The organism is Variovorax sp. FW305-3-2-15-B-LB1, from assembly GCF_058787635.1.
This window is the reverse complement of record NZ_JBYSZY010000011.1, coordinates 94,840-121,566: the sequence shown is the minus strand read 5'-3', so window position 1 is coordinate 121,566 and position 26,727 is coordinate 94,840. Positions and strand designations below refer to the sequence as shown.

Sequence of the window (26,727 nt, the reverse complement as noted above, 5' to 3'; positions counted from 1 at the left end):
ACTTCAACCTGCGAGGTTTTCATGTCCTTCAAGTCCCTGGCGAAATGCGCGTTCGCGACCCTGGCCCTCACGGCGGGCGTCGCGGGTGCGCAGACGGTGGTGCTCTATTCGTCCAACAACACCGAGACCGTCGAGACCGCGCTGGCCGTGGTCAAGAAGAAGGCGCCCGGGCTCACGGTGCAGCAGGTCACCGGCGGCACCGGCACGCTGATGAAGCGCATCCAGGCCGAGGCCAAGAACCCGCGCGGCGACGTGCTGTGGAGCGGCGGCTTCGGCACGCTGGGCGCCTACAAGGACCAGATGGCGCCCTACAAGTCGCCCGACCTCGCGGCCGTGCCCGCGGCCTTTCGCGGCCCGAACGACCTGTGGGTCGGCACCAACGTGCACGTCATGGTGATGATGGTCAACGAGCGCCAGCTCAAGGGCATGCCCGCGCCCAAGACCTGGTCGGACCTCATGCGCCCCGAGTGGAAGGGCAAGTTCGCCATCACCGACCCGAGCAAGAGCGCCACCGCCTACATGCTGGTGTATGGCCTGCTCAAGCAGTTCGGCCGCGACGGCCTGGGCAAGCTGGCGGCCAACGCGGTCGTCACCGCCTCGTCGGGCAGCACCTACAAGGGCGTGGCCGCCGGCGAGTACCCGGTGGGCCTGACCATCGAGTACGCGGCGCAGGAGTACGTGGCGGGCGGCCAGAAGGAGATCAAGCTGGTCTATCCCACCGAGGGCAGCTACCTGGCGCCCGAAGGCATGTTCATCGTGAAGGGCGCGAAGAACATGGACGCCGCCGTCGCGCTCTACAACGGCCTGCTGAGCAAGGAGACGCAGCAGGAGCTGCTGGTGAAGAACTTCCGCCGTCCGGTGCGCAGCGACATCGCGGTGTCCAAGCTCACCTCGCTGCCCGACCTGAGCGCCATCAAGGTCTTCCCGCTCGACCAGGAAGCGGCCTCGGCGGAGTACGAGCAGCTCGTGGCGCTGTGGAACCTGGCGGTGAAGGCGCGGTGACAAGTACGGCGAAGGCGCCTTCGACGCCGGTCAGCGCCTTCGATCTGTTCAAGATCGGCATCGGCCCCTCGAGCTCGCACACGGTCGGGCCGATGATCGCGGCGCGGCAGTTCGCCTGCCTGCTGCAATCGCAAGGCCTGCTGCCGCAGGTGGCCGCGCTGGTGACGCAGCTGTACGGCTCGCTGAGCGCCACCGGCCGCGGCCACGGCACCGACCGCGCCGTGCTGCTCGGGCTCGCAGGCCACCGGCCGGACCGGATCGATCCCGACACCATCGAGCCTGCCATCGCCACCATCCGGCGCGAGCGGCAGTTGCGCCTGCTCGGCACGCACGCCGTGGCCTTCGACGAGAAGGAGCACCTGCTCTTCCTGCGCAAGAGCCTGCCCCGGCACCCGAACGGCCTGCGCTTCATCGCGCTGGATGCGCAGGGCCAGGCCTTGGCTGAGGCGGATTACTTTTCAGTGGGCGGCGGCTTCGTCGTCGATGCGCAGGGCGAGAGCGTGCGCAACGAAGCCGGCGTGCAGCGCCCGGCGCCGGCCGCCTTGCCCTTCGCCTTCGACAGCGGCGCGGAGCTGCTGGCGCAATGCCGCGCGCAGGGCCTGTCGATCGCAGCGCTGATGATGGCCAACGAAACGCAGTGGCGGCCGCAGGCCGAGGTGCGCTCGGAGCTGCTGCAGGTGTGGGACGCGATGGCCGGCGCCGTGCGGCGCGGCTGCGCGAGCACTGGCACCCTGCCCGGGCGCATGCAGGTGCGGCGGCGCGCGGCCGACCTGTTCGCTCAGCTGCAGGGCAGCGGCACCGCGCAGGCCGCGCCCGACCCGCTTGCGGCGATGGACTGGGTCAACCTGTACGCCATGGCCGTCAACGAGGAGAACGCGGCCGGCGGGCGCGTGGTCACCGCGCCCACCAACGGCGCGGCGGGCGTGATCCCGGCGGTGCTGCACTACCACCAGCGCTTCTTTCCCGGCGCGGGCGACGAGGCCGTGGTCGAGTTTTTGCTCACCGCCGCGGCCATCGGCATCCTCTACAAGAAGAACGGCTCGCTGTCGGGCGCTGAGGTCGGCTGCCAGGGCGAGGTCGGCGTGGCCTGCTCGATGGCGGCGGGCGCGCTCGCCGCGGTGATGGGCGGCACGCCGGGGCAGGTCGAGAACGCGGCCGAGATCGGCATGGAACACAACCTGGGCATGACCTGCGACCCGGTCAGCGGGCTGGTTCAGATCCCATGCATCGAGCGCAACGCGATGGGCGCGGTGAAGGCCATCAACGCGGCGCGCATGGCCCTGCGCGGCGACGGCTCGCACTTCGTGTCGCTGGACAAGGTCATCCAGACCATGATGCAGACCGGCGCGGACATGAAGACCAAGTACAAGGAAACCTCGCGCGGCGGCCTCGCCGTGAACATCGTCGAGTGCTGACCGCCGCGCGGTCGCGGCTCAGCCCGCAGGCCGGCGCGTGAACGCGAGGATCAGCCCGAAGCCGACCATCATGCTGCCGCTCACGCGGTTGAACCAGCGCATCGCGCGGCTGCCGTTGGCCAGGCGGCGCATGCGCGCGCCGAGCAGCGCATACAGCGCGATCGCGACCAGCTCGAACACCAGGAAGGTCACGCCCAGCAGCACGTAGCTCGACGCGTACGCACTGGGCACCACGAACTGCGGGAAGAAGGCGGTGAACACCAGGATCGCCTTCGGGTTGCCGGCCGCCACCGTGAACTCCTGGCGCACCAGCGCGCGCATCGACGGCGGTGCGGCCTCGTGCGCCTGCACCTGCGCGGTCGGCGCCGGCGCGCGCAGCAGCCGGACGCCGATCCACACGAGGTACGCGGCGCCGATGTACTTGATGACATCGAAGGCCAGCTCCGACGCCACCAGCACCGCGCCCATGCCCAGGCCCGCGATGGCGATCATGACCGCGAAGGCCACGAGCCGGCCGCTCGCCGCGATCACGGCCGGCGACACGCCGTGCTTCGCGCCGTTGGTGACCGACAGCAGGTTGTTGGGGCCGAACGCCATGTTGATGGCGAAGCAGGCGGGCAGGAACAGCAGGTAGGCGGACAGGGTCATGGCGCATCCGGCGGTGGGGGTGGCGGGGTGGTCATTATTTCAGCACCTTGCCCCGCGCAGGTGCGCCGATGCGAAGCCCGGGGGCGACCTATTCCACGTCCGTCATCTGCCGCGCGTAGACGGCGAGCACGATGCGCTCGGAGTGGATGAGGTAGTCGTTCAGCGCCGCCGAGCCCTCGGCGAACTTGCCGGCCTCGATGAGTTCGAGCAGCTTCGTGTTCATGTCCACGTAGGGCGCGTGCAGGAACTCCGGGTCTTTGAGCAGCCCGAAGGCCAGCCGCAGCTCGACCAGGATGTGGGCGAACAGCACGTTCAGCCGCTCGCTGTCGGCCAGTTCGACGATGCCCTTGTGGAACTCCATGTTGGCCGTGCCCACGCCCAGCCAGTCGCCGGCGTCGCGGCATTTCAGCGCCATCTCGACCGCCTCGCGCATGTGCTTCTTGGCGGGGTGGCGCGGGTAGGCCTGCGCCAGCGCCTGGCACTCGATGAGCCGGCGCACGCGGTAGATGTCGATGATCGACGCGATGCTCGGCACCGCCACGAACACGCCGCGGTTCGGCGCGTGCTTGAGCAGGCCTTCCTTGGTCAGCGTGCGGAACACCTCGCGCAGGGTGTTGCGCGAAATCTCCAGGCTGTCGGCCAGCGCGGCCTCCGACAGCCGCTGCCCCGGCGAGAACTCGCCCTTCACGATCTTCTGGCGGATCAGCTCGGCCACGCGGTCGTTGAGCGTGAGCGCGCCGGCGGCCGGCGAGGCAGGGGAAGCAGGGGAATCCAGTCGGGTCATGCCGGTCGGTCGGAGGGGAAAAGAGAGGGCGCAGCGAGCCTGCGTTGTAACAGACGGCTCCCGTGCCATGCCGCGCCGATGCACCGAAACGCGCCCGTTTCAGGGTTTTCATGGGGGTATTCAGGCACTGTTGTTGGGCACACTACATGAAATTGTTCAACAACTTGTTTGAAATGAGTGATTCATAAGAAATGAATTGCTCATTCATTGGCATGAGGTTTGCATCAATCGACCGCACCGGTGCCCCTGCGCCGGTGTTTTGCATTGCAACGAAAGACCAACCATGACACCTGAAGTCCCCCTGTGGCCGCTGATCGGCGTGGCCGTGATCATTGCGGGGTTCATCCTGCGCTTCAATCCGATGCTGGTGGTGATCGTCACGGCCATCGTCACGGCGTTCGCCGCCGGCTTCGGCCCGATGGCGATCCTCACGGCCATCGGCACCGGCTTCATCAAGACGCGCAACCTGCCGCTGATCATTCTTCTGCCGCTGGCGGTGATCGGCCTGCTGGAGCGCCACGGCCTGCGCCAGCACGCGCAGAACTGGATCAGCCGCATCAAGTCGGCCACCGCCGGCCGCCTGCTGATCGTCTACCTCGCGGCGCGCGAACTCACGGCGGCCATGGGCCTGACCAGCCTGGGCGGCCACCCGCAGATGGTGCGTCCGCTGCTCGCGCCGATGGCCGAAGGTGCCACCGAGACGCGCTACGGCAAGCTGCCCGACCGCATCCGCCACAAGCTGCGCGCCTACGCCGCGGCCACCGACAACGTGGGCCTGTTCTTCGGCGAAGACATCTTCGTGGCCTTCGGCGCCATCGTGCTGATGACCACCTTCCTGCACGAAGCGGGCATCGACGTGGAGCCGCTGCACATCGCGATGTGGGGCATCCCGACGGCGATTGCCGCTTTCATCATCCACGCCTGGCGCCTGCGCCGGCTCGACCAGGCACTGGCCCGTGAGTTGGGCGGCGCCGCGCAAGCCGACGTGCCCGCCACCGCCGTGCCCGCCAAGGAAGGACGCTGATCATCATGATCCTCTCGATCCAGCACCTGTACCTCCTGGTCGGCTTCATCCTCGCCGTCACGGCCGTGATGACGCTGGCCGACCGCCAGCACCCCAAGCGCTACACCAGTGCGCTCTTCTGGGGCATCTATGCGCTGGTCTTCCTGGTCGGCGACAAGCTGCCGCCCGCGCTGGTCGGCGTCGGCGCGATCGGCATGGCCGTCATTGCCGGCCTGCGCGGCGTCGGCGCGGGCAAGCACCGCGAACCCACGCCCGAGCAGTACCAGGCCAGCGCCACGCGCCTGGGCAACAAGCTGTTCATTCCGGCGCTGGCGATCCCGCTGGTCACCGTGATCGGCACCGTGGGCATGAGCCACATCAAGCTCGGCGGCACGCTGCTGCTCGACCCCAAGAACACCACGCTGGTGAGCCTGGGCATCGGCTGCGTGGTGGCGCTGGCGCTGGCCTGCTGGCTGACGCGCGAGACGCCCGTGCAGGGCATGCGCGAGTCGCGCCGCCTGACCGACGCGCTCGGCTGGGCCGTGGTGCTGCCGCAGATGCTCGGCATGCTGGGCCTGGTGTTCTCCGACGCCGGCGTGGGCAAGGCGGTGGCGCACATCACCACCAGCTACATCAACATGGACATCCGCTTCGTCGCCGTGGCCGTGTACGTGCTGGGCATGGCGCTGTTCACCATCATCATGGGCAACGGCTTCGCGGCCTTCCCGGTGATGACGGGCGGCGTCGGCGTGCCGGTGCTGGTGGGCGTGTACCACGGCGACCCGGCCGTGATGGCGGCCATCGGCATGTTCTCGGGCTACTGTGGCACGCTCATGACGCCGATGGCGGCCAACTTCAACATCGTGCCCGCGGCGCTGCTGGAGCTGCCCGACAAGAACGCGGTGATCAAGGTGCAGATACCCACCGCGGCCGCGCTGCTGGTGGTCAACATCTTCCTGCTGTACTTCCTGATGTTCCGCTGAGGCACCGCGCATGACCACAGCCACCGATGCCAAGGCACGCCGCGTGCTGCTCGCGGGCTTCGAGCCCTTCGAGAACGACCCGGTCAACCCCGCGTGGGAGATCGCCCGCGCGCTCGACGGCTGGACCTGCGAAGGCGCCGTCGTGCAGGCGGTGCAGCTGCCCTGCGTGTTCGGCCGCGCCATCGACACGCTCGACGCTGCGTTGATCGGCTCGCCGCTGCAGCTGGTGCTGTGCATCGGCGCGGCGGGCGGGCGCACCGAGATCTCGATGGAGCGCGCCGCGCTGAACATCGACGACGCGCGCATTCCCGACAACGCCGGCCAGCAGCCCATCGACCTGCCCGTGGTCAGGGACGGCCCGGCGGCCTATTTCTCGACGCTGCCGATCAAGGCCATGGTGCGCGACATGCGCGCGGCAGGCCTGCCCGCGGCCGTGTCCAACAGCGCCGGCACCTTCGTGTGCAACCACATCTTCTACGCGCTCATGCACCGGCTCGCGACGCGCCCGGCGCTGGCGCACACGCGCGGCGGCTTCGTCCACGTGCCCTACCTGCCCGAGCAGGCCGCCTCGAAACCCGGCGTGGCGAGCATGGCGCTGGCCGCGCAGGTGGAGGCCTTCCGCGTGGCGATCCGCACCGCGCTCACCGTGCGCCACGACGTGCGCGAGACCGCCGGCCGGCTGCATTGATTCCTGAGGCGTGCCGTGCACGCCGGAGACCCCCGATGAACATCGACTTGAACAGTGACCTCGGCGAAAGCCTCGGCGTCTGGCGCATGGGCGACGACGCCGCCATGCTCGACATCGTCAGCAGCGCCAACGTGGCCTGCGGCTTCCACGCCGGCGACCCCGCGGGCATCCTGCGCACGCTGCGCCAGGCGAAGGAACGCGGCGTGGCCGTGGGCGCCCACGTGGCCTACCGCGACCTCGTCGGCTTCGGCCGCCGCAACATGGACGTGGACAGCGCCGACTTGCGCGCCGACGTGATCTACCAGATCGGCGCCTTGAAGGGCCTGGCCGCCGCGGCCGGCACCGAGGTGCGCTACGTGAAGCCGCACGGCGCGCTGTACAACACCATCGCGCACGACGAGCGCCAGGCGCGCGACGTGATCGCGGCCCTGCGCGAGATCGACGCCAGCCTGGTCCTCGTCGCGCTCGCAGGCTCGCCGCTCGCGGGCTGGGCCGAGGCCCAGGGCCTGCGCGTGGTGGCCGAGGCCTTCGCCGACCGCGCCTACACGCCGCAAGGCACGCTGGTGTCGCGCCGCGAACCCGGCGCCGTACTGCACGACGCGCACGACGTGGCCGAGCGCATGCTGCGGCTGGCCAACGAAGGCACCGTCACCGCCATCGACGGCAGCGTAGTGCGCATCCGCGCCGACTCGATCTGCGTGCATGGCGACAGTCCCGGCGCGGTCGAGATGGCGCGCCGCGTGCGCGAACGGCTCGTGCAGGCCGGCGTGACGATCCGCCCCTTCACCGAGGCCACCACCGCATGACGACATCGATGCGCTTTCTTCGCGTCAACCTGAATGCCGTGCTGGTCGAGCTCGACGACCTGGCGCAGACGCTCGCACTGCTGGCCTCGCTGCGCGCCGAGCCCCTCGCCGGCATCGACGAGCTGGTGCCCGCCGCGCGCACCATCCTCATCACCTTCCGCCCCGCCGCGCTGTCGGCGGCTGCGCTGGCACACGCCGTGCGCCAGCGAACGCTCGACGCCCGCGAGACGCGCATCGACAAGCGCATCGAGATCCCCGTGAGCTACGACGGCGAAGACATCGCCGAAGTGGCCGGCCTGCTCGGCATCACACCCGACGAGCTGGTGCGCCGCCACACCGGCAGCGACTACACCGTCGCCTTCACCGGCTTCGCACCCGGCTTCGCCTACCTGAGCGGCGGCCACCCCAGCCTGAACGTGCCGCGCCGCGCCGTGCCGCGCACCCGCATCCCTGCAGGCGCCGTCGGGCTCGCGGGCAGCTTCAGCGGTGTGTACCCGCAGGCCAGCCCCGGCGGTTGGCAGATCATCGGCGTGACCGACACGCCCATGTGGGACCTGTCGCGCGAAACGCCGGCGCTGCTGCAGCCGGGCGATGCGGTGCGCTTTGTCGATGCCTCGTCGTTGAAGGTGGCGTTGCCGATGGCTGAGCCCGTGGCCGCAGCACCCGCGCTTGCGGCCATCGAAGGCGGCAGTGCCTTCGAGGTCCGCGCCGCTGGCTTGCAAGCGCTGTGGCAGGACGGCGGTCGCCACGGCCAGGCGCGGCAGGGCGTGTCCGCCTCCGGCGCGATGGACCAGCGCTCGCTGCAGGCGGCCAATCGATTGGTCGGCAATGCGTCGGATGTGGCCTGCCTGGAGCTCGCCTACGGCGGCTTCCAGTTCGTCTGCCGCGGCAACGCAGTGATGGCCGTCACCGGCGCCGACGGCCCGCTCATGCTGACCCGCGCCGACGGCGCGCAATGGCCGCTGCCGCGCTACCAGCCCGTCGCACTGGCCGACGGCGACACCGTCACTGTCGGCGAGCCCGTCGCCGGCATCCGCAGCTACCTGTCTGTGCGCGGAGGCTTTGCCGTGGCGCCCGTGCTCGGCAGCTGCGCGACCGACACGCTGGCCCGCATCGGCCCGCCGGCCGTGGTGGCGGGCGACGTGCTGCCTGTGCGTAACGTCGCCACCGGCGCCGTCGTCGGCGCCACCGAAGCACCGCCGACCGACCTGCCCACCGTGCAGGAAGAAGTCGTGCTCGACATCGTGCTCGGCCCGCGCACCGACTGGTTCACCGCCGACGCCGTCGAGCGCCTGTGCAGCCAGCCGTGGGTGGTGACGCCGCAGTCGAACCGCGTTGGCATCCGCCTGAACGGCGAGCAACCGCTGGTGCGTGCCAACACCGCCGAGCTGCCCAGCGAGGGCACGGCACGCGGCTCGATCCAGGTGCCGCCCAGCGGCCAGCCCGTGCTGTTCCTGGCCGACCACCCGCTCACCGGCGGCTACCCCGTGATCGCGTCGGTCGCCACCCACCACCTGGACCGTGCGGGGCAGATCCCCGTGAACGCCCGCGTCCGCTTCCAACCGATGGCCGGCCACGGCCCCATCGAACTTTGAGATCGAGAGTCCCGCGATGAAAAAAGTCCTGATCGCCAACCGCGGCGAAATCGCCGTGCGCATCGCACGCGCCTGTGCCGACCACGGCGTGCAGTCGGTCGCCGTCTACGCCGATCCCGACCTGAATGCGCTGCACGTGCGCCGCGCCGACGAGGCCTACGGCCTGGACGGCCACCGCCCGGCCGACACCTACCTCAACATTCCCAAGCTGCTGGCCATCGCCAAGCGCAGCGGCGCTGACGCCGTGCATCCCGGCTACGGTTTCCTCTCGGAAAGCGCAGCCTTCGCGCAGGCGGTGATCGACGCCGGCCTCACGTGGATCGGCCCCTCGCCTTCGGCCATCGCCACGCTGGGCGACAAGGTGCAGGCCCGCAAGCTCGCCCTGAAGGTCGGCGCACCGCTCGTCGCGGGCACGGCCGACCCGGTCAGCAACGCGGGCGAGGTGCTCGCCTTTGCCGAACAGCACGGCCTGCCGATCGCCATCAAGGCGGCCTTCGGCGGCGGCGGGCGCGGCATCAAGGTCGCGTGGCGGCTCGACGAAGTCGAAGGCCTCTACGAATCGGCCGTGCGCGAAGCCATCACCGCCTTCGGCCGCGGCGAGTGCTACGTCGAACAGTTCCTCGACCGCCCGCGGCACGTCGAGGCGCAGGTCATCGCCGACACCCACGGCAACGTCGTCGTGCTCGGCACGCGCGACTGCTCGCTGCAGCGGCGCAACCAGAAGCTGGTCGAAGAAGCACCCGCGCCGTTCCTCAGCGATGTGCAGCGCGAGCGCATCCACCAATCGGCGCGCGACATCTGCGCGGCCGCCGGCTACACCGGCGCCGGCACCGTCGAGTTCATGCTGAGCGCCAGCGGCGCCATCTCATTTCTCGAGGTCAACACGCGCCTGCAGGTCGAGCACCCCGTGACCGAGGAGACCACCGGCATCGACCTCGTCATCGAGCAGCTGCGCATCGCCGAAGGCCTGCCGCTGTCCGTCAAGGAAACGCCCGCACCGCGCGGCCACTCCTTCGAATTCCGCATCAACGCCGAAGACGTGGGCCGCGGCTTCCTGCCGACGCCCGGCCCCGTCCACGTGTTCGACGCCCCCTCGGGCCCGGGCGTGCGCGTGGACACCGGCGTGGACGCCGGCTCGCAGGTGCCCGGCACCTTCGACTCGCTGATGGCCAAGCTCATCGTCACCGGCGCCACGCGCGCCCAGGCGATTGCACGCGCACGCCGCGCCCTCAAGGAATTCCGCATCGAAGGCCTGGCCACGGTGCTGCCGTTCCACCGCGCCGTGATGGCGCACCCCGACTTCGTGTCGGAAGACGCCTTCAAGGTCCACACGCGCTGGATCGAGACGGACTTTGCGAACGACGAAGCGGCAGGCATGCGGCCTGATCCGTTGCCGGACGCGTCGCTGCATCGCACGGCCATCGAGATCGACGGGCGGCGCGTGTCACTGGGACTGCCGGCGGAGTTGCTGCGTGGGTTGGCTTCGGCGGGTGGCGGTGCTGCTGCGCCTGGCGCTGTTGTGAACGCACCGGCGGCCGATGCCGCCGCCGTGGCTGCGCCGGTGTCGGGCACGCTGCAAGGCTGGAAAGTCGCGGACGGCGACGAGGTCGCTGAAGGCGCGGTGATCGCGGTGATGGAGGCGATGAAGATGGAGATGCAGGTGGTTGCGCACCGCGCGGGGCGCATCGTGTTCGCTGCGGCTGCGGGGGGCTATGTGGCGGCTGGGACGGCGATCGCGCGCATTGACATTGAGTGAGTGAGGGCGGTCAAGGTCTTGCAGGCGCGGGAGAAGGCCAAGGCTGCAACGCGATCGGCAAAGTTTCCCAAATTTCTGACGCCCGCTCCCCGGGATAGAACTTGTCCCGGCATGCGGGACGCATCAGGCAGTACTGCCGAGGGTTGATGAGTTCAGGATTGGGGAACTGGGGGTGTCCCGGTGCGTACTGAGATGCATAGACCTTGATCTGATCGCCAGGCAGGAATGCCACCCAGAAGTAGCCCCCTTGAAAGCCGGTGTACCGAGGGACCTCCACCACCGTGGTGTAGAGGCCCTCGGGCTCCTTGGCATACAGCAGGTCATTGCGCCACTTGACAGTGACTTCGAGGCCAGGGTGCCAGATCGCTGGCAGGCCAATGGCGGTGGCGGTGCTCCTGCCGCCGGCATAGGTGCCGACATTGCCCGCCCATTGATCGTTCACGTAGAAGACGCCGATGGGAATGTTTGAATAATTCAGCCCTTCGACTTGCAAACCGATGCTTTCCCGCGCGACCTCTGCGGGTGACGGTTTGTTCTTGACGTCGCAGCCAGCGGTCAGTGCTCCGACACACAGCATCGCCACAAGCACGAACGCGGATGCGGCCGGCTTGCGCGAAAGTTGTGTGGAATATCGCGCCTCGTACGCCGCTGCGGTGTGAGTCCTTGTCGCATTGCGTGCGCTCATGACGAGGGCTTTGTGCAGAAGGTTGTTTTTGGTGTCTTCGAAGAAGAATCCAAAGTACAAGTCCTTGCCGCTCATGTCCACTGACCAGATCACCAAGGTCGAGGATTGGCCCGCTGATAGTTGGCAGCCTCGAGATCCCATTGCGCCCGTTGGGCGCGTTTTGCTTTCGCAATACTGACCTGCTGCTTGTTGCGTGCCTCAACGGCTTCGCGGATCACGGCATCACCGCGATTCCCGAAGTAGATCCGGCGGAATTTGGCGATTCCGAAGCCATTGAAAAAGAACTCATTAATCTTGTCGCTGCTCGCAAACCCCGCCATGGAGTCGTGCACATACTCGTTGAAGAAATTCGTGACCTGTGGCGGCACAGGCGTTTCGCTCAAGGCATCTACCAGGGTCAGCATGTCGCGCTCGGGGGCGCTGGCGTTTCGCACCTCCGCCTGGTTCTCATCGCCCAGCCATTTTCGCCAACGCCTGAGCGACGGCTTCACGCCCTGCGCTGTGGCATCGACGCCTTCCTGCATGTTGTCGAGCAACGCGGTACCTCGGCCGTCTACCCTCAGGGGCCTCTCAAATACCGCGGAGATTCGACCGACCTCACTCCATGCGTAGGGGGAGTCGACCAGCGCGTCGTCGTCCCTTCGCGTCAGGAATGACGTGGCCTGCGTCCGGGCGTCCAGCTCCCGCTTGACGCCGGCTACTACGTTCATCAAGGCCTGTTGCGTGTCCAGCAGGGTGATTGAATCCTTCGTGAACATCTTGCTCAGGCTGGCGCGCACGAAGAAAGGTTGCTGCTGATACACCTGCTGTGTCATCTGCCAGCGATAGCTGAAGTAGTGCCCCATATGTTGGCGCAGCATGTCTTCAACCGGGCCGGGGCGGATGCTTGTTGCAGCGAAGTAGTCGTGCATGGCCTTCAGCGCTGCATCGCTTGGCTTCAGCGCATTGGCATCGGGTTTTTCGAGTTGGTTGAAAGTGGTCAAGGGAACGCCAGCGACCAAGGCGGCCTTGTACATGTCGAATCCGGGGACGCGCGCCAGGTCCACGGACTTTCCCTGTGCCAAGGGGTGATAGCCTCCACCCACATCGGAGTGGGCGCCAGGGTAGACATACTCCTTCGCATTGGCCGGATAGCGATGGCCGATGCGCACCGAATCCGAAGGGAAGCAACTGCGCACCTCGTGGCCCGCCACGAAATGCAAGCACTGTTCCACGGCCGGGTGAATCTGCATGTTGTCGTCGGCCCAGGACTGGCGGCCCTCCGCCATGGAGTACATGCCGGCGATCCCCACCGATGCCACGGTGTCCAGCAGCCCCATGAACTGCACGCGCAACGGAATGCCGGCGAACAGGTGGACGCCGTCTTTTTCTTCGCAGATTTGGTACAGCCAATTCATGCAGGCACGGGCTTCGGCTGCACCGCGCGAAAAACCAAAAACGGAAATGTTGAGCTGTTCCACCGCGGGCTTGCGCCCTTTGATCGCGTTCTTGAGTCGGTCCTGCCAAGTCTTCCCGAGCGCTAGGCCACGCTGATACGCTGGCGAACCAAAACTCCCAAGCACCTCGGAAATGTTGCCGGCTTGTTTTTCGGGGATCAGTTCTGCGTCCGTCACGTACTGGTGTACTGCATTAAATATCTGGATCAGACCCCATACGACCCGGGCCTCGCCGTCCCAAGCAAAACCGGAGCCGAGCATGCCTCCAGTATCTTCAATCTGAGGGAAAGGTGTACCAACACCAGGGATGTAGTAGCCATAGTAGCCGGCCATACCTCGACGCCCGGACTTGGGAAACGTGTAGTAGAGCCGCACCACGTTGCTGTGCTTGCGGTCGGCCGTGGTCCCTTTTTGCTTCACACCGTTGACCTTGACCTTGGGCTCGATGTAGTCGTCCTTTTCGTTGTTGCCGGTGCCGTCGAAAAAGAGCCCTACGAAGACTTGGCCGGAGCAGGCGATTTTGGTCGGGTCGCCGGCTGCGGCACACACGGCGGCGACGCGCTGCATCACTTCTTCCTTGCTTGTCAGACGGCGCGTCCTGCCTTCAGGCTGAGATATGTCGGGATTCAGGGCAGCATCAGTCTTCGGCAAAGTGACGGTCATTGCTTCTCCTCCTTCGGCATGGTCCTGCACACGGGGTCAGAAGGCACATCGAAAGTGCAGTAGTTCCACAAAGAAGTGGGTCGAATTTCCACGCCCTCCATCGCTGGGTACTTCGGATGGCCGGGGGAGTACTTCGACACCACGATGCGTACTTTGCCCCTCGGATAGAAGTGGACCTGCAGGGCACCTTGGTTCTGATCGGTGTATTCCTCGATCGGGACTTCGAAGGTACGCGGCGGCGGCGGCGGCGGTCCGCCTTGCGAGGTGCTGTACTCCACGTTCACGGTAGCCGTCAAACCTGGGTGCCAGCGAGCAGGGAGTACGACGCAGCACGATGACTTTGCGCCTCCACCGTCTGTGTCGAGGTTGGACCCCATCGCACCATTGACCGTGAAGTTAGCGATCGAGTTCTCGATGTGATGGCTATAGCCACGCACGCTGGCTGGAATCGTCTTTTCCGCGCAAGCACCCAAGGCTATGAGCGTGGCAACCGCCAAGATGCGCATCATCGAACGTGAGATTGAGATATTCATGAGTTTCGCGGCATTCAAACTAGAAGCAGTTGCCGACGAGGTAGAAGTCATTGCAGCGGCCCTATGGGAATCGTCTTCTCGGCGCAAGCGACCGAAATGACAAGCATCAAGACGGCCAATACGAATGCGGCAGATGCTGCAATGCGGATATTCATCGGCTTCACTCACACCGCGCTTCAAACCAATTCATTGGCGAGCAACGCCTGCCCCAACTGGCCCTGTGGCCAATCCCGCGCTGCCAGCAAACGCTCCAGTGCAGGATTGCCTTGCACGTCCCCTTGAGTCAGTGCATGCGCGCAAAGGAGTGCAATCCGGTCGGCCCATGCGTCGATGCCGTGGTCGGTCGCCAGCCGATGGGTGTCAGCGGCCCAGCGATAGCACTGCAACGGCGTGGTGCCATCGGGCATGACATCAGGCAGATGTTCGAACATGTAGTCCTGCATCGCATCGGGTTCAGCTGCGGCAATGAGGGCTCCGATCTGATCGTTCGTCAACGCAATCTGGCGCTCAGGGCCCGCGGTGACCGAACTCGCCTCACACAGTGCTGGCAAGCCGTCACGGCTCACATGAACCCATTGCTCCAAAGGCCCGACCAGAAGTGCCCACTGACCCGGGTGAAGCACGCGAGGCAGAACTGGCAGGACGCGCGTATCGGCAAAACGCAGCAGGAGCGCCTGCCCGTCTTCGGTCTGAACCCAGTGCAAGGGGTCCCACGCCATGTGCAGTTGCTGCAAGGACGATCGACAGGCGAGTACGCTCAACATGGGGCGCCCGCTGCAATGCTGCAGTGCACGTCGCAGCATGCGCTGCCCGTCCTCGTCGCGTTGCAACGGAACGAGGCGAGGGGCCACCGTTACAAGGCCCTCCAAGGCAGCGGCTTGATAGAGATTGACCTGCCCAGGGATGTCAGGGAACCGACGCTTGCCGTGGTCGAATGCATCGTCGATGAGCATGGCCCATTGCACGGCATCGTCGCTGCCGTGCATGCAGGCGTTCAGCTGGGCATTGAAGGCTGCGATGTCGGTTGGGTTCTGTGCAAAGACAGCATCCTTCATACGCGTACCGCCGCCAAGGCGCTGCCGGATTTCAATGCTTTCAGCAAACAAGGCACACACACGCTGCTCGGGAACTGCGGCAGTGGAAAGGTCCCCTGCACCGGCCCTGCCAACTTCCGCTGCACCGAGTGATAAGTGATCTTCCCCGGGCACTCGAAAGTGATGTCCCCGTCCTGCAGCGTGATCGATGCGCCCTGCGCCGTCGCGATGCGGATTTTCTTCTTGGCCGCGAACTCCACCGTCTGGTCGGTGCTCGCGATCTTCAGGGCCTCCTTGGCCTGCACGCGCAACTCGTCGTGCTGCGCCTGGAAGTCCAGGTCGTCGTTGCCCGCGATGACCGACAGGCCTGTGTCTGCATCGGCCTTCTGCGCCCCGGCCAGCACGCCGATGGCCTGGCCGCTGTGCACGCGCAGCACGTCGGCCAGCGCCAGGTTGATGTCGCCGCCGCTGGCCAGCGTGGCGGTCTCGCCGCTGACGACCTGCAGCTGCTGGCCCGCCACCATCGCCAGCCCGCCGCGCGCGGCCAGTGCGATCACTGCATCGCTGGTGTGGGGCACCTTGCCCTCGCCGGTGGCGATGGCCTTGTCTGCTGCATCGGTGTAGGCGGCATCGAGCGCATCGGCAGCGACCATGCCGCTGGCGGTGCGCTCCATCGCGGCGTACGGCGCGCGTTCCTTGTCGAGCTGGGATTCGTTGGCCTTGCCGGCCCCGATGTGCCCGGCCAGCTGCACGGTCTCGTGGGTCCTGGCCGCATCGCTCAGAGCCTGACCCAGCTGCTGCACCTGCTTGAGCAGCGCCATGCCGGCGGCGAAGTCGCCCACAGGTTCGAGCTTCTGGCCGCCTGCGCCGTGGTACGTGCTCAGCAAGACGCCCTTGCCGCCGCGCAGGGCGGCGTAGCCGTCGGTGCGCAGCTCCAGCCCCTGGCCTCGGAAGCTGCCGCGGAAGTTGTCGGCCTGGTGGATGAGGTGGCCCAGGTTCAGCTGGCTGTGGGCGGTGCTGGCGTGCAGCTGCACGCGCAGCTGCTGGTTCGAATCGTCGAACACCAATTGACTGAAGCCCTCACCACCGAACTCCTTGGTCTTGAAGCCGCTCAGGGCCGCTGCATTGCGGTGGCCTTTGTCGTCGGCGCTGGCGCCGTGCCAGGGCGGGGCGTGGCCCGCCGCGAGGTTGGCCTGGGCGCTGGGCGAGGCGTTGCTGGCCTGGGCGAAGACGTCGTTGTTGTCGTTGCTGCCCTGTTCGCTGTTCTCACCGGCGCGCGATGCGCCACCGGGTGTGGGGGCGATGCCGCCGTCGCCGCGGCCGTTGTACAGCGCGCCGACGATGACGGGTTGGTCCACATCGAGGTCGACGAACTTGACCAGCACTTCCTGTCCGATGCGCGGCAGCCACTGCCAGCCCATGCCGGGGCCGGCCTGGCGTTGGGCCACGCGGATCCAGCGGGTGCTGCGGTTGTCCTGGGCGTTGTCTCCGTTGTTGTTGCTGTTGCCGTTCTCGCTCGATCCGTTCTGCCAGTGGAAGCGCACGCGCACGTCGCCGCGGTCGTTGCAGTACAGCTCGTCGGCGCCGTTGGGCGAGGTCTCGCCCGAGGGCCCGACCACGATGGCACTGTGCACGCCGCTGGCCGTGGGCCTGGCGTGCAGGCGGGCACCGTCGGCCGCGGCCAGGGCCGGGCGCCAGGGGCGTGGGGCGTGCACACCGGAGAAGCTGTTGGCATAGCCCTGGGCCTGGGCGGTGGTCAGGCTCTGGGGCTGCGGGTAGAGGTTGTTAGCGTTGCTTGTTGCCACTGCTGCAGACACCAGCCCGAACACATCGGCCTCGGCCGTCACGGGAGCGCAGGGCTGGTCGAACACCAGGTGTTCCGTCAGCGCACCCAGCTGCGCCGCAATCGATGCGGCCGTGTCCTTGGGCAGGTTGTTGATGCCCACGTGCTCGATGGTGTCCAGCAGCAGGGCAGGCCTGGCCTGCAAGCCCAGTGCGGGCGCGTCGTCGATCTCGAGGCGCGTGCCCGCGCGCAAGGTGCGCACGGTGCTGTGGCCCAGCATCAGGTCGGCGCGGCATTCGGCCGCTTCCATCATCAATGCGGCGTAGCGCTCGACGGTGCGGTTGGTGTCCCAGCCGCGGCTGCGGTCGTTCAGGCCGAGCACGTCGTCGTACTCCAGCCGCGGGGCGTTCTTGCCGCCCACGGGAAAGAGCGCCGGGGCGCTGCCTGTGAGCTGGCGCTTGCCGTCGACGTTCCAGGCGCTCAGGTGCACCTGGGCCACCGACTGGCGCATGCGCCGCACCAGCGCCTGCACGGCGTCGCTGCGTTCCTGGGAGCTCTTGCGGTGAAAGCGAACGGGCGAGCCTGCATCGGCGGGCTGGGTGTCGTTCGACGAGAAGATGATGAGCTTGTGGCCCGTCGGGGCCTGGGCGTCTTCCTCGATGCGCCACGCCAGGCCTTCTTCGGCCAGCAGGCGCGAGAAGAAGTCGTAGTCGCTCTCGCGGTACTGGGTGCAGTAGGTGCGAACGGGGGCGTCGGCGAGGAAACCGTTCACTTCGGAGGAGAAGTCCCAGCTGCCGGCCTCGGCGTACGGGGCGAGCACGCGTTCGATGATGTCCGCGACGCTGCGCTGCTGGAAGACCTGGCTGCGCCCCTGCTGGGTGGCCAGCCAGAGCCAGGGCACGAGCGTGAGGCGGTAGCGCGCCAGGCCGCCGTCGGCGCCGAGTGACTCGACGGCGCGGATCAGGCCGGTGCGTCGGCCCATGGAGCCGTCGGCCAGCACAGTGACCAGCGTCAGCGGCTGGTCGATCAGCGATGAAAGCGCCAGGTCCGCGCGCAGGCTCAGGCACACGATGCGCAGCTCGAACAGCTGCGACACCGCCTCGCGTTGCACCCAGCCCTCCACGCGCAGGGCGTCGATGCTCTCGCGGGCGGCACTGTTGGAGGACGACGACGCACTCGGCGCTTCGAGGCGATACAGCCGCGCCGTCTGGCTCAGCTCGGCCCACAGGGCGCTGCGGTCAGCGGATGGCATCGGGAATTCGCTCAGGTTCGGATGCTCAAGGCTTGCAAGGTGCGCCCGGCTTGCAGTCCGCCGTTGCGGCAGTGGCCTGCGCCGACGGTGCGGGGTCGGAGGTCTTGCTGCGCTTGAGCAGCGCGGTCAGCAGGTCGGTGTCGGGATCGGGCCCCTTCGGCCGTGCCGCCGTCTGCGCGAGGTCGGTGCGCGCGGCGGGCTTCGTTGCCTTGCTGGTGTTGGCAGCGGTCTTGACCGGCTTGCCGTTCGCGGCCGTGCGCACGGGCTTCTTCGAGCCCGAGGCGATGCGCTCTGGTTTCTTTGCGGCAACGGCGCTGGCCTTGCTGTCGGCGCCTGCTTTCTTCGCGGGGGATGCTGCCGCTGCAACGCGCGCAGGCTTCGCGGCCGGCGGCACGGCCATGGGCTGCGCACCGATGGCTGCGAACGGCGTGGAGGCCTGTTGTTGCTGTTGCTGCTGGGGTGCCGGCGGCGGCGTGCTGTCGCCTTCGATGATGCGTGCGGGCGTGGGCTCCGGTGCCGCGGCGGCGACGGGCGTCTCGGGCTTCGGTGGTTCCTTGGCGACAGGCGCTGCAACCGGCGCAGGCGTTACTGCCGCCACGGTCGTCGCTGCCGCATCCGCGCGCTTCGATTGCAGGTGGTAGGTCGTGGCACCCGCCACGCCGAGCAACACCGCGAGCGAAGCCCACACGCCGGGCCGTGCGAAGAAGGAGCGCGCGCCGCTCTCGCGGCCACCGAACTGTGCGAGCACCCGCGTGGATTCGCCTCCGGGTGCGGCGGTCGATGTGGCCGCGGCGGGTGCGCTCGAACCGAGCAGGCTCGGGCGGTCCTTGTGGGCGTCTGACGCGCCCATCATGGATGGGTGGTCCGGCTGGCTGCGGGCATGTGATTTCTCCCCTCGGCTTTATGTGCGTGATCAACGCGATATCGCAATTGGGATGCAACAAGGCGTTGCGTGCGATGGGTTCAAATTTTTAAGCGACTCATACAATTGAGTGGCTCTCATTGAACACCGTTGATCTTCTTCACTCTCTTTTGTTATTTTGCCTTGATGGTGGCAGCACTTGCCATCTTCTTGTTCCCTTCTTTTCGTGACCGTGTGTTGCGAGCGACGGTCTCCATTTCTACTGCTATTGCATTCTTTTTTATTGGAATAGGACGCCGTCTCGGCTTTGTGTCCGAAGCAAGTTTTCAGTTGATGCGCGACAGCGGATCAGGAGTGCGTACTTTTGCCGTAAGGCATCGCTACCTGCTGCTGTCGGGCATGGGTCTGCTTATCGTGCCGGTGTTGTTAAGTGTGACTTTCGGAAGTGGCCGGGTTCTGTTCTTCGACGACTGGGCCGCCACAAGCGACCCGAAGATCGAGGCCTTGCTCAAGGGCGAGCAGCTGGTGCCGCCGCAGCCGTTGCCGCCCGAGGTGTTTGCCACCGCGGAGGTGGAGCAGATTCGTCCGCTCACGAGAGAAGGCAGTCGGGACTGGGCTGTTCTGGATGCGGACTTTCGTAATCGTTTGCTGCTCGTCTACAAGATCATGAAAGAAAAGCACGGCTACGACCTCGCATTGCTCGAGGGTTATCGCAGCCCCGAACGACAAGCCAAACTCGCTGCATTGGGCAATACAGTGACCATGGCGAAGGCCAATCAAAGCTATCATCAGTATGGACTTGCGGCAGACAACGCGTTCTATCGCAATGGCAAGCTGGTGATCTCTGAAAAAGATCCATGGGCCATGGAAGGCTATCGCCTCTATGGCGAAGCGGCCGAGTCCGTGGGCTTGGTGTGGGGTGGTCGATGGTCCTTCAGGGATTACGGTCACGTGGAGTACCGCAAGCCGGGATTTAAATTGTCACGCAACTGAATGCCGAGACGACATCTGTCGCACCGGCACACCACGAGGCAATCAAGGGGGAGAGTTCAAATGGGTGAGGATCAACCCGAGGCGGACAACGACCGCCCGTGGATCGTTCTGCATGACAAGACCGACCACGGTGGCTTCGTGATCACCGCATCCGAAAACACGCACATCGATGAACGGCGCGTGGCGCGCATCGGCGACATGGTGTCGTGCCCGCGGCCCGGCCATGGCATCAACCCCATCGTGACGGGCAGCGACTGCGTGTCGATCGATGGCCGGCGCGTGGCGCGCCACGGCGACCGGGCGGCCTGCGGTTGCAGGCTGTTGTCCAGCCAGATCGCTTCCGCGTCCGAATGACGGCGGTGTCTCCTTCTTCGGCTGCAGGCATGGCATGCGGTCACGCGACCGCGTGGGCCGCTGCCATCGCCATCGCCCTCGCGTGACCCAGGCGTTCGAAAACTCCGGATGCTGTCGCGACTGATCAAGCCCGTTCTTTTGGCCTGCGCCGTGTTCATCACGGTGTGGGTGCTCGTGATCGTCTACTGGCAGTACACGGCGCGCATGCCGAGCACGAGCGACATCGCGCTCTACCTCGTGGTGTTGCCGCTGGCGTTGATGCTCTTCTATGTGGTGCTGCGCCGCATCTTCACGGCTGCACCCGCTGCTGCGTTGCCCGCAGCTGGGCCAACAGCGGCCGCAGGCGCCGCGGCCTCATCGAATGCCGTAGCAACCGAGGCTTCGCAGGAGCGTCTGCAGATGGCCGTGCTCGCCTTCGCCCTTCGCACGCCGCGCGGCAGCGATGCCGACACGGTGGCCACCGCGATCGGCCAGGCGCAGACGCCAGAGATCGTTCCCGAACTGCGTGACGGCGAAGGCTTCCCCGTCATCGCGGGCCGCGTCGATGGCATCGACGAGAACGAGCTGCGCGAGCACCTGCGCGAAAGCCTGCAACCCGGCAGTGAAGCTTTCGATATCGATGCGCTGCCTGACGACCGGCTGCGCGCCATCCACCTGATGTCCGACGTGCTGCAGGAGCTGCTGGCGTCCGCGGCCGAGGCCATCGCCAACGCGGGTGATGCGCTCGCGGTGCGCGCGCCCGGGCGCTTCGTGTCCAGCGGCGGCGTCATCCCGGGGCCGGCGGCGGCGCCGCAGCTGAACCTCTCGCTGCTGTTGCCGGGTGCCTGGAGCGAGAGCGAACGCGTGCTCGCCACGCAGTGGGTGCAGCAGCGCGTGCGCGAGGGCGATGCGTCGCAGCGCTGGCTCGTCGACTGCTTCAAGAGCGAAGACGGCGTGTCGGCCATGGCGCTGCTCGACCGCATCAGCCTGTCGCTGCATCGCGAGCAGCGGCCTGCGCTGTGGATCGCGCTGGCGGCCGACTCCTCGGTGTCCGAAGCCAGCATCGCGCGCTGGGAGGCCGACGGCCTGCTGTACACCACCACGCGCCGCAAGGGCCGCGTGCCCGGCGAAGCCGCCGCGGGCCTGCTGCTCGTGCGTGCCGGCGATGCGCTGCTGGCGCCGCCCGACGCCGTGCGCCTGTCGCGCAGCGCAAGCGGCCAGCGCGAGGCCTCGGCCGACACCGCGCGCACGCCCGATGCGAGCTTGCTCGATCGCTTTGCCCAACATCTGATGGCTACGTCGGCTCTCGAGACCGCCCAGGTCGACTGGGTCGTGAGCGACGCCGACCACCGCACCAGCCGCGTCACCGAAGTGGCCAAGCTCGTGCAGGAGCGGCTGCCGCACGTGCCCTTCGAAAACAACCTCTCTGTCTGCGCCACCCTGGGTCACCTGGGGGCCGCGGCCGACATGAGCGCCGTCGTGCTCGCGTGCCACCTGGCCGCGCGCGATGCACGGCATGTGCTCGCCATTTCCGTGCAGGACGCGCTCGCCCGAACGGCCCTCCTGGCCGGCCCGGCGAGCCCCGCGTCACCCGCTACTTAAACAGGACCGATTCCAGAAACTTCTATGCGGCGATTTTTCAGTTTCCTGGCCGATCCGCGCACCTTGTCGGTGATCGGCGCCATCGCGCTCGGCGCGTTCCTGCTGCTCGGGGCGCAGACGCTCGAAGTCGGCGCGATCTGGGCCGTCGGCATCTTCGTGCTGCTGCTGCTGTTGTGGCTGCTGGTGTGGTTCGTGCGGCGCATGCGCACGCGCGCGGCCAACCGCAAGCTCGGCGACATGCTCGAGGACCAGGCCGATGCCGCCGTGCGTGACAGCGACCCCGAGCGCAAGGCCGAGATCGACGAACTGCGCGGGCGCATGGTCGAGGCGGTGAAGACCATCAAGACCTCGAAGATCGGTCAGATGTCGGGCAGCGAGGCGCTGTACGAGCTGCCCTGGTACATGGTCATCGGCAACCCGGCCGCGGGCAAGAGCAGCGCCATCCTGAACTCGGGCCTGCAGTTCCCGTTCGCCGACAAGGGCAACGCGGTGATCCAGGGCATCGGCGGCACGCGCAACTGCGACTGGTTCTTCACCACCGAAGGCATCGTGCTCGACACGGCGGGGCGTTACTCGATTCACCAGGAAGACCGCAAGGAGTGGTTCGGCTTCCTCGACCTGCTCAAGAAGTACCGGCCGAAGGCGCCCATCAACGGCATCATCATCACGGCCAGCATTCCCGAGCTGATCGGCAGCCGGCCCGACTTCGCGATCCAGCTCGCGAAGAACCTGCGCCAGCGCATGCAGGAACTCACCGAGCGGCTCGAAGTGTTCGCGCCGGTCTACGTGATGTTCACCAAGGCCGACCTGATCACCGGCTTTGCAGAATTCTTCGGCGACAGCGACAAGATGGAGCGCGACCGTGTGTGGGGCGCCTCGCTGCCCTACGACGGCGACGAGAAGCAGGACGCCGTGGCGCTGTTCGACAAGCGCTTCGACGAGCTCTACATGGGCCTGAAGGAAATCAGCGTCTCGCACTTCGCGAACCACCGCAGCAGCGATCCGTCGCCCGAGCTCTTGATCTTTCCGCTCGAGTTCGCGGCCATCAAGCCCGCGCTGCGCGCCTTCCTGGCCACGCTGTTCGAGAGCAACCCGTTCCAGCACAAGCCGGTGTTCCGCGGCTTCTACTTCACCAGCGCCTTGCAAGAGGGCACGATGCGCAGCCTGTCGACCGAGCGCATTGCCAAGCGCTTCGGGCTCACGCTGAGCAACGCGGCCACCAAGTCGAAGGAAATCTATTCGCAGAACGGGTTCTTCCTGCGCGACCTGTTCTCCAAGGTGATCTTTGCCGACAAGAAGACGGTGCGGCAGTTCTCCAGCCCCGTGAAGGCGCGCGTGCGCTACGTGAGCTTCTTCGCCTTCGTCGCCGTGCTGGGCCTGCTGCTGGGCGGCTGGACCTGGTCGTACCTGGGCAACCGCCAGCTGGTGGAGAACGTGCAGGCCGACCTGGACAAGGTGGTCAAGCTGCAGGCCAGCGACAACGGCCTGCGCACGCGCTTCGAGGCGCTGGGCATCCTGCAGGACCGCATCGAGCAGCTCGAGAAATTCCGCAACGACCGGCCGCTGTCGCTGTCGCTGGGCCTGTACCAGGGCAACCAGCTCGAAGACAAGCTGGTGGCCGAGTACTACGGCGGCGTGAAGCAGCTGATGCTCGCGCCGGTGTCGGACAACCTGCAGGCCTTCCTGCGCGAGGTCAACGCGCACCCCGACCGCCTGAAGCGCGCCGACGCGGTGGCCGCACTGACGGGCGGTACATCGCCCGCGCCGCTGCCGGTCGCCGGTGCCGCGACCACCACGGCACCCGCCGCAGTGCCGGAAGGCGGCGGCCTGTACGCCGGCTCCTCGCCGGCCGACGTGCAGGACGCCTACAACGCGCTCAAGACCTACCTCATGCTGTCCGACAAGCGGCAGGTGGAAACGGCGCACCTCACCGACCAGATCTCGCGCTTCTGGCGCGGCTGGCTCGAGAGCAACCGCGGCGACATGCCGCGCGCGGCGGTCATCCGTGACGCTGAGCGCATGATCACTTTCTACCTGCGCCGCGTGGGCGACGACAACTGGCCCGCGCTGGCCGACACCAACCTGGCGCTGGTCGAGCAGACGCGCGACAACCTGCGCCGCGTGGTGCGCGGCATGCCGGCGCGCGAACGCGTGTACGCCGAGATCAAGGCGCGCGCCTCCACGCGCTTCGCGCCGATGACCGTGGCGCGCATCCTCGGGGCCACGGCCAGCAGCGCCGAAGCCGAAGGCACCCTCGCCGGCAGCGTCGCCATCTCGGGCGCGTTCACGCGCGAGGCCTGGCAGCAGTACGTGGACGACGCGATCCGCGACGCCGCGAACAAGGAAACCTCCAGCAAGGACTGGGTGCTCAACGTCGCCGGCAACGACGACCTGACGCTCGAAGGCAGCCCGGAGCAGATCCGCAAGACGCTGGCCACCATGTACAAGCTGGAGTACGCCAAGGAGTGGCAGCGCTTCCTGCAGGGCATCGCGGTGAAGGACATGGGCAGCTTCGAGCAGGCCGTGGTGGCGATGAACCAGCTGGGCGACCCGCAGAACTCGCCGATCCGCAAGGTCTTCGACACCGTGTACGACCAGACCTCGTGGGACAACCCCTCGCTGGTCAACGCCGGCCTGCAGCAGGCGCGCACCGGGGCCTTCAACTGGTTCAAGCGCCTCTTCAGCCGCGCCACGCCGTCGCAGGTGAACGTGAACGTCGACCTCAACGGCGGCGCCACGGAAATCCCGATGGGCCCGATCGGGCGCGAGTTCGCGGGCGTGGCGCGCCTGGTGGTCGAGCGCGACAACACCTCGCTGCTGCGCGGCTACCTGGGCACACTGTCCAAGTTGCGCGGGCGCTTCAACCAGATCAAGAACCAGGGCGACCCCGGTCCGGGCGCGCGCCAGCTCATGCAGCAGACGCTGGAGGGCAACGGCTCCGAGCTGGCCGATGCGCTCAAGTACGTCGACGAGCAGATGCTCACCGGCATGGACGCCGCACAGCGCCAGGCGCTGCGTCCGCTGCTGGTGCGCCCGCTGCTGCAGGCCTACGCGGTGACGGTGCAGCCGACCGCGGTGGAGGTCAACAAGATCTGGAGCGCGCAGGTGCACCAGCCCTTCCAGCAGTCGCTGGCCACCAAGTACCCGTTCTCGGCGAGCGCGAAGATCGAGGCCTCGCCGGCGGAAATCGCGCAGTTCTTCGGACCTGAAGGCGCCATCGGCAAGTTCGTGACGACCACGCTGGGCTCGCTGGTGATCCGCCGCGGCGACCTGCTGTCGCCGCGCGCCTGGGGCGACCAGGGCCTCACGCTGAGCCCCGACTTCGTGAACGGCTTCGCGCAGTGGGTGGCGCCGCTGTCGGGCGGTGCCGCGGCCGGGGCCGGGGGCAGTGCGCAGCCGCAGACGCTGTTCCAGATCCTGCCGCAGCCCGTGTCGGGCCTGACGGAATACATGGTCGAGATCGACGGCCAGCAGCTGCGCTACCGCAACACGCCGCCGCAGTGGTCCAACTTCGTCTGGCCCAACGCACAGGGCACGCCGGGCGCGAAGATCACCGCCGTGACCTTCGACGGGCGCACGGTCGAGCTGATCAACGAGCCGGGCAACTTCGGCCTGGAGCGCCTGCTGAGCACGGCGCAGCGCACCAAGTTGCCCGACGGCAGCTTCGAGCTCACATGGGCGCGCGACAACGCGAGCGTGACCGTCAAGCTGCGCGTGATCCAGAACACGCAGTCGGCCGGTTCGGGCGGCGATTCGCCGCAGGGCAAGGGCCTGCGCGGCACGGTGCTGCCGTCGACGGTCGCGGAGATCGGTGTGCCGCGCGCAGCAGCACCCGCAGCGGTTCAGGCACCGGCCCAGGCGCCGGTGCAGGCAGGGGGAGCAGGCAAATGAGCGCGCCACAACAGCTGTGCTACTTCGGCAAGTTGCCCGGTCGCGGCGACTTCGTGAAGGGCCTGTACAACCCGCAGCTCATCAAGGTGTTCGACCACTGGCTGTCGCAGACCATGGAGATGCTGTCGGAAGACCCGCGCTGGAAGCTGATCTACGACAACGCCGCGCCGATGCACTTCGTGTGCCTGGGCTCACGCAGCCGCGTGGCCATTGCGGGGCACGTGCGCCCCAGCCGCGACGAGTCGTCGCGCCGCTACCCGTTCCTGGCGGCCACCTCGGTGGACGTGGACGAGGCGCTCGACTTCATGCGCGGCGCGCCGATGCTCATCGGCCCCTACTGGGACCGCATGGCGGTGCAGGTGCAGTCGCTGGCGGCCGGCACCGACCTGGACAACGAGCTGAAGAAGTTCGAGGCCATCGACCCGGCCATCGAGACCGGCTTCAAGAAGTCGGCCTCGCGCGCCACCTATGCGGCATTCACGCGCGACACCAGCCTGCTGCGCATCGAGCAGATGCTCAACTTCGACGGCCACAAGGTGTCGCTGCGCCGCGCCATCCTGGCGCTGGGCCTGCTGCTGCAGCCGGTGATGGCCAGCGCGGTGTCGCACCTGGAAAAGGGGCTCACGCTGCCGCTGCCGCGCGACCCGGTCGACCGCTCGCTGATCGCCACCTTCTGGCTCGAGATGGTGTCGCAGTTCCTGGCCAAGGCCGACTTCGAGCTGGTGCTGCTGGTCACCGAGATCGACGGCCGTTCGCGGCTGGTGATCGGCTTCAACGGCCTGTCGCCGCGCAGCCTGCAAAGCGTGCTGCATCCGCAGGTCTACACCGAGCACAACATCGACATCGACAACCCGGAGTGGGTCGAGGACACCATCCACAGCAACTACGCGATGTTCAAGCTGGTGAGCTACCTCGACCAGCCGCAGCTGCCGCTGGACATCGTGCTCACCGCCTTTCGCGAAGTCTTCATCGGGGAATGA

At 67.2% G+C, this 26,727-nt stretch carries 21 protein-coding genes; 13 read left to right on the top strand and 8 right to left on the bottom strand.

Annotated features, from left to right (window positions below; all coding sequences use genetic code 11):
* Positions 1 to 21 precede the first annotated feature (21 nt).
* Both AC3WQR_RS09845 and AC3WQR_RS09840 read left to right on the top strand, forming a co-directional pair.
* Positions 22 to 1,002: an ABC transporter substrate-binding protein gene (locus tag AC3WQR_RS09845; protein ID WP_307637652.1), complete on the top strand. Its 981-nt coding sequence runs from the start codon at positions 22 to 24 to the stop codon at positions 1,000 to 1,002.
* Entirely contained in the window at positions 999 to 2,417 is a 1,419-nt protein-coding gene (locus AC3WQR_RS09840; protein ID WP_492741876.1) for an L-serine ammonia-lyase, read from the top strand. The genes AC3WQR_RS09845 and AC3WQR_RS09840 overlap by 4 nt, the downstream gene beginning before the upstream one ends.
* Before the next feature lie 18 nt (positions 2,418 to 2,435).
* On the opposite strand, the gene AC3WQR_RS09835 is transcribed toward AC3WQR_RS09840, so the two are convergent.
* Together AC3WQR_RS09835 and AC3WQR_RS09830 are read right to left on the bottom strand one after the other, a co-directional pair.
* The gene (locus AC3WQR_RS09835; RefSeq protein WP_492741875.1) at positions 2,436 to 3,065 is read right to left on the bottom strand and encodes a LysE family translocator; all 630 of its coding nucleotides are present in this window, start codon (positions 3,063 to 3,065) and stop codon (positions 2,436 to 2,438) included.
* An 88-nt stretch (positions 3,066 to 3,153) separates the two neighbouring features.
* Positions 3,154 to 3,849, bottom strand: coding sequence for a GntR family transcriptional regulator (locus AC3WQR_RS09830; protein ID WP_390347919.1), 696 nt, complete (start codon positions 3,847 to 3,849; stop codon positions 3,154 to 3,156).
* Between the two features lie 283 nt (positions 3,850 to 4,132).
* Here AC3WQR_RS09830 and AC3WQR_RS09825 point away from each other — a divergent pair, with 283 nt between their 5' ends.
* From AC3WQR_RS09825 to AC3WQR_RS09800, 6 genes are read left to right on the top strand one after another with little or no spacing between them, the layout of a single operon-like run.
* Positions 4,133 to 4,873: a DUF969 domain-containing protein gene (locus AC3WQR_RS09825; protein ID WP_139700670.1), complete on the top strand. Its 741-nt coding sequence runs from the start codon at positions 4,133 to 4,135 to the stop codon at positions 4,871 to 4,873.
* A 5-nt stretch (positions 4,874 to 4,878) separates the two neighbouring features.
* Positions 4,879 to 5,835 (top strand): DUF979 domain-containing protein, encoded by a 957-nt coding sequence (locus AC3WQR_RS09820; protein ID WP_095747223.1) that lies wholly within the window; start codon positions 4,879 to 4,881, stop codon positions 5,833 to 5,835.
* Between the two features lie 10 nt (positions 5,836 to 5,845).
* Positions 5,846 to 6,523, top strand: coding sequence for a pyroglutamyl-peptidase I (pcp, locus tag AC3WQR_RS09815; protein WP_492741874.1), 678 nt, complete (start codon positions 5,846 to 5,848; stop codon positions 6,521 to 6,523).
* Between the two features lie 35 nt (positions 6,524 to 6,558).
* Positions 6,559 to 7,329, top strand: coding sequence for a LamB/YcsF family protein (locus AC3WQR_RS09810; RefSeq protein WP_492741873.1), 771 nt, complete (start codon positions 6,559 to 6,561; stop codon positions 7,327 to 7,329).
* A gap of 8 nt (positions 7,330 to 7,337) precedes the next feature.
* The gene (locus AC3WQR_RS09805) at positions 7,338 to 8,924 is read left to right on the top strand and encodes a 5-oxoprolinase subunit B/C family protein (protein WP_492741892.1); all 1,587 of its coding nucleotides are present in this window, start codon (positions 7,338 to 7,340) and stop codon (positions 8,922 to 8,924) included.
* Between the two features lie 16 nt (positions 8,925 to 8,940).
* Positions 8,941 to 10,680 carry an acetyl/propionyl/methylcrotonyl-CoA carboxylase subunit alpha gene (locus tag AC3WQR_RS09800; protein WP_492741872.1) on the top strand — a complete coding sequence of 580 codons (1,740 nt, stop codon included), beginning with the start codon at positions 8,941 to 8,943 and terminating at the stop codon, positions 10,678 to 10,680.
* Positions 10,681 to 10,690: 10 nt separating this feature from the next.
* On the opposite strand, the gene AC3WQR_RS09795 is transcribed toward AC3WQR_RS09800, so the two are convergent.
* The 6 genes from AC3WQR_RS09795 to AC3WQR_RS09770 are packed head-to-tail and all read right to left on the bottom strand — an operon-like array spanning position 10,691 to position 18,919.
* Positions 10,691 to 11,440, bottom strand: a complete 750-nt coding sequence (locus AC3WQR_RS09795) for a DUF3304 domain-containing protein (RefSeq protein ID WP_492741871.1) — start codon at positions 11,438 to 11,440, stop codon at positions 10,691 to 10,693.
* A gap of 14 nt (positions 11,441 to 11,454) precedes the next feature.
* Positions 11,455 to 13,464, bottom strand: coding sequence for a T6SS phospholipase effector Tle1-like catalytic domain-containing protein (locus tag AC3WQR_RS09790; RefSeq protein WP_492741870.1), 2,010 nt, complete (start codon positions 13,462 to 13,464; stop codon positions 11,455 to 11,457).
* Positions 13,461 to 14,165, bottom strand: coding sequence for a DUF3304 domain-containing protein (locus tag AC3WQR_RS09785; protein ID WP_492741869.1), 705 nt, complete (start codon positions 14,163 to 14,165; stop codon positions 13,461 to 13,463). Before AC3WQR_RS09785 ends, AC3WQR_RS09790 begins: the two co-directional genes overlap by 4 nt.
* Before the next feature lie 8 nt (positions 14,166 to 14,173).
* Positions 14,174 to 15,052: a DUF4123 domain-containing protein gene (locus AC3WQR_RS09780; RefSeq protein WP_492741868.1), complete on the bottom strand. Its 879-nt coding sequence runs from the start codon at positions 15,050 to 15,052 to the stop codon at positions 14,174 to 14,176.
* Entirely contained in the window at positions 15,049 to 18,066 is a 3,018-nt protein-coding gene (locus tag AC3WQR_RS09775; RefSeq protein WP_492741867.1) for a type VI secretion system Vgr family protein, read from the bottom strand. Before AC3WQR_RS09775 ends, AC3WQR_RS09780 begins: the two co-directional genes overlap by 4 nt.
* A 25-nt stretch (positions 18,067 to 18,091) precedes the next feature.
* Positions 18,092 to 18,919 (bottom strand): hypothetical protein, encoded by an 828-nt coding sequence (locus tag AC3WQR_RS09770; protein WP_492741866.1) that lies wholly within the window; start codon positions 18,917 to 18,919, stop codon positions 18,092 to 18,094.
* 159 nt (positions 18,920 to 19,078) lie between these two features.
* Here AC3WQR_RS09770 and AC3WQR_RS09765 point away from each other — a divergent pair, with 159 nt between their 5' ends.
* The 5 genes from AC3WQR_RS09765 (at position 19,079) to tagF (ending at position 26,727) form a co-directional block, all read left to right on the top strand.
* Positions 19,079 to 19,921 carry a M15 family metallopeptidase gene (locus AC3WQR_RS09765; protein WP_492741865.1) on the top strand — a complete coding sequence of 281 codons (843 nt, stop codon included), beginning with the start codon at positions 19,079 to 19,081 and terminating at the stop codon, positions 19,919 to 19,921.
* Between the two features lie 60 nt (positions 19,922 to 19,981).
* Positions 19,982 to 20,275 (top strand): PAAR domain-containing protein, encoded by a 294-nt coding sequence (locus tag AC3WQR_RS09760; RefSeq protein WP_062481115.1) that lies wholly within the window; start codon positions 19,982 to 19,984, stop codon positions 20,273 to 20,275.
* A 108-nt stretch (positions 20,276 to 20,383) separates the two neighbouring features.
* Positions 20,384 to 21,856, top strand: coding sequence for a hypothetical protein (locus tag AC3WQR_RS09755; RefSeq protein WP_492741864.1), 1,473 nt, complete (start codon positions 20,384 to 20,386; stop codon positions 21,854 to 21,856).
* A 24-nt stretch (positions 21,857 to 21,880) separates the two neighbouring features.
* Positions 21,881 to 25,747 carry a type VI secretion system membrane subunit TssM gene (tssM, locus tag AC3WQR_RS09750; protein ID WP_492741863.1) on the top strand — a complete coding sequence of 1,289 codons (3,867 nt, stop codon included), beginning with the start codon at positions 21,881 to 21,883 and terminating at the stop codon, positions 25,745 to 25,747.
* Positions 25,744 to 26,727 carry a type VI secretion system-associated protein TagF gene (gene tagF / locus AC3WQR_RS09745; protein ID WP_095950376.1) on the top strand — a complete coding sequence of 328 codons (984 nt, stop codon included), beginning with the start codon at positions 25,744 to 25,746 and terminating at the stop codon, positions 26,725 to 26,727. The genes tssM and tagF overlap by 4 nt, the downstream gene beginning before the upstream one ends.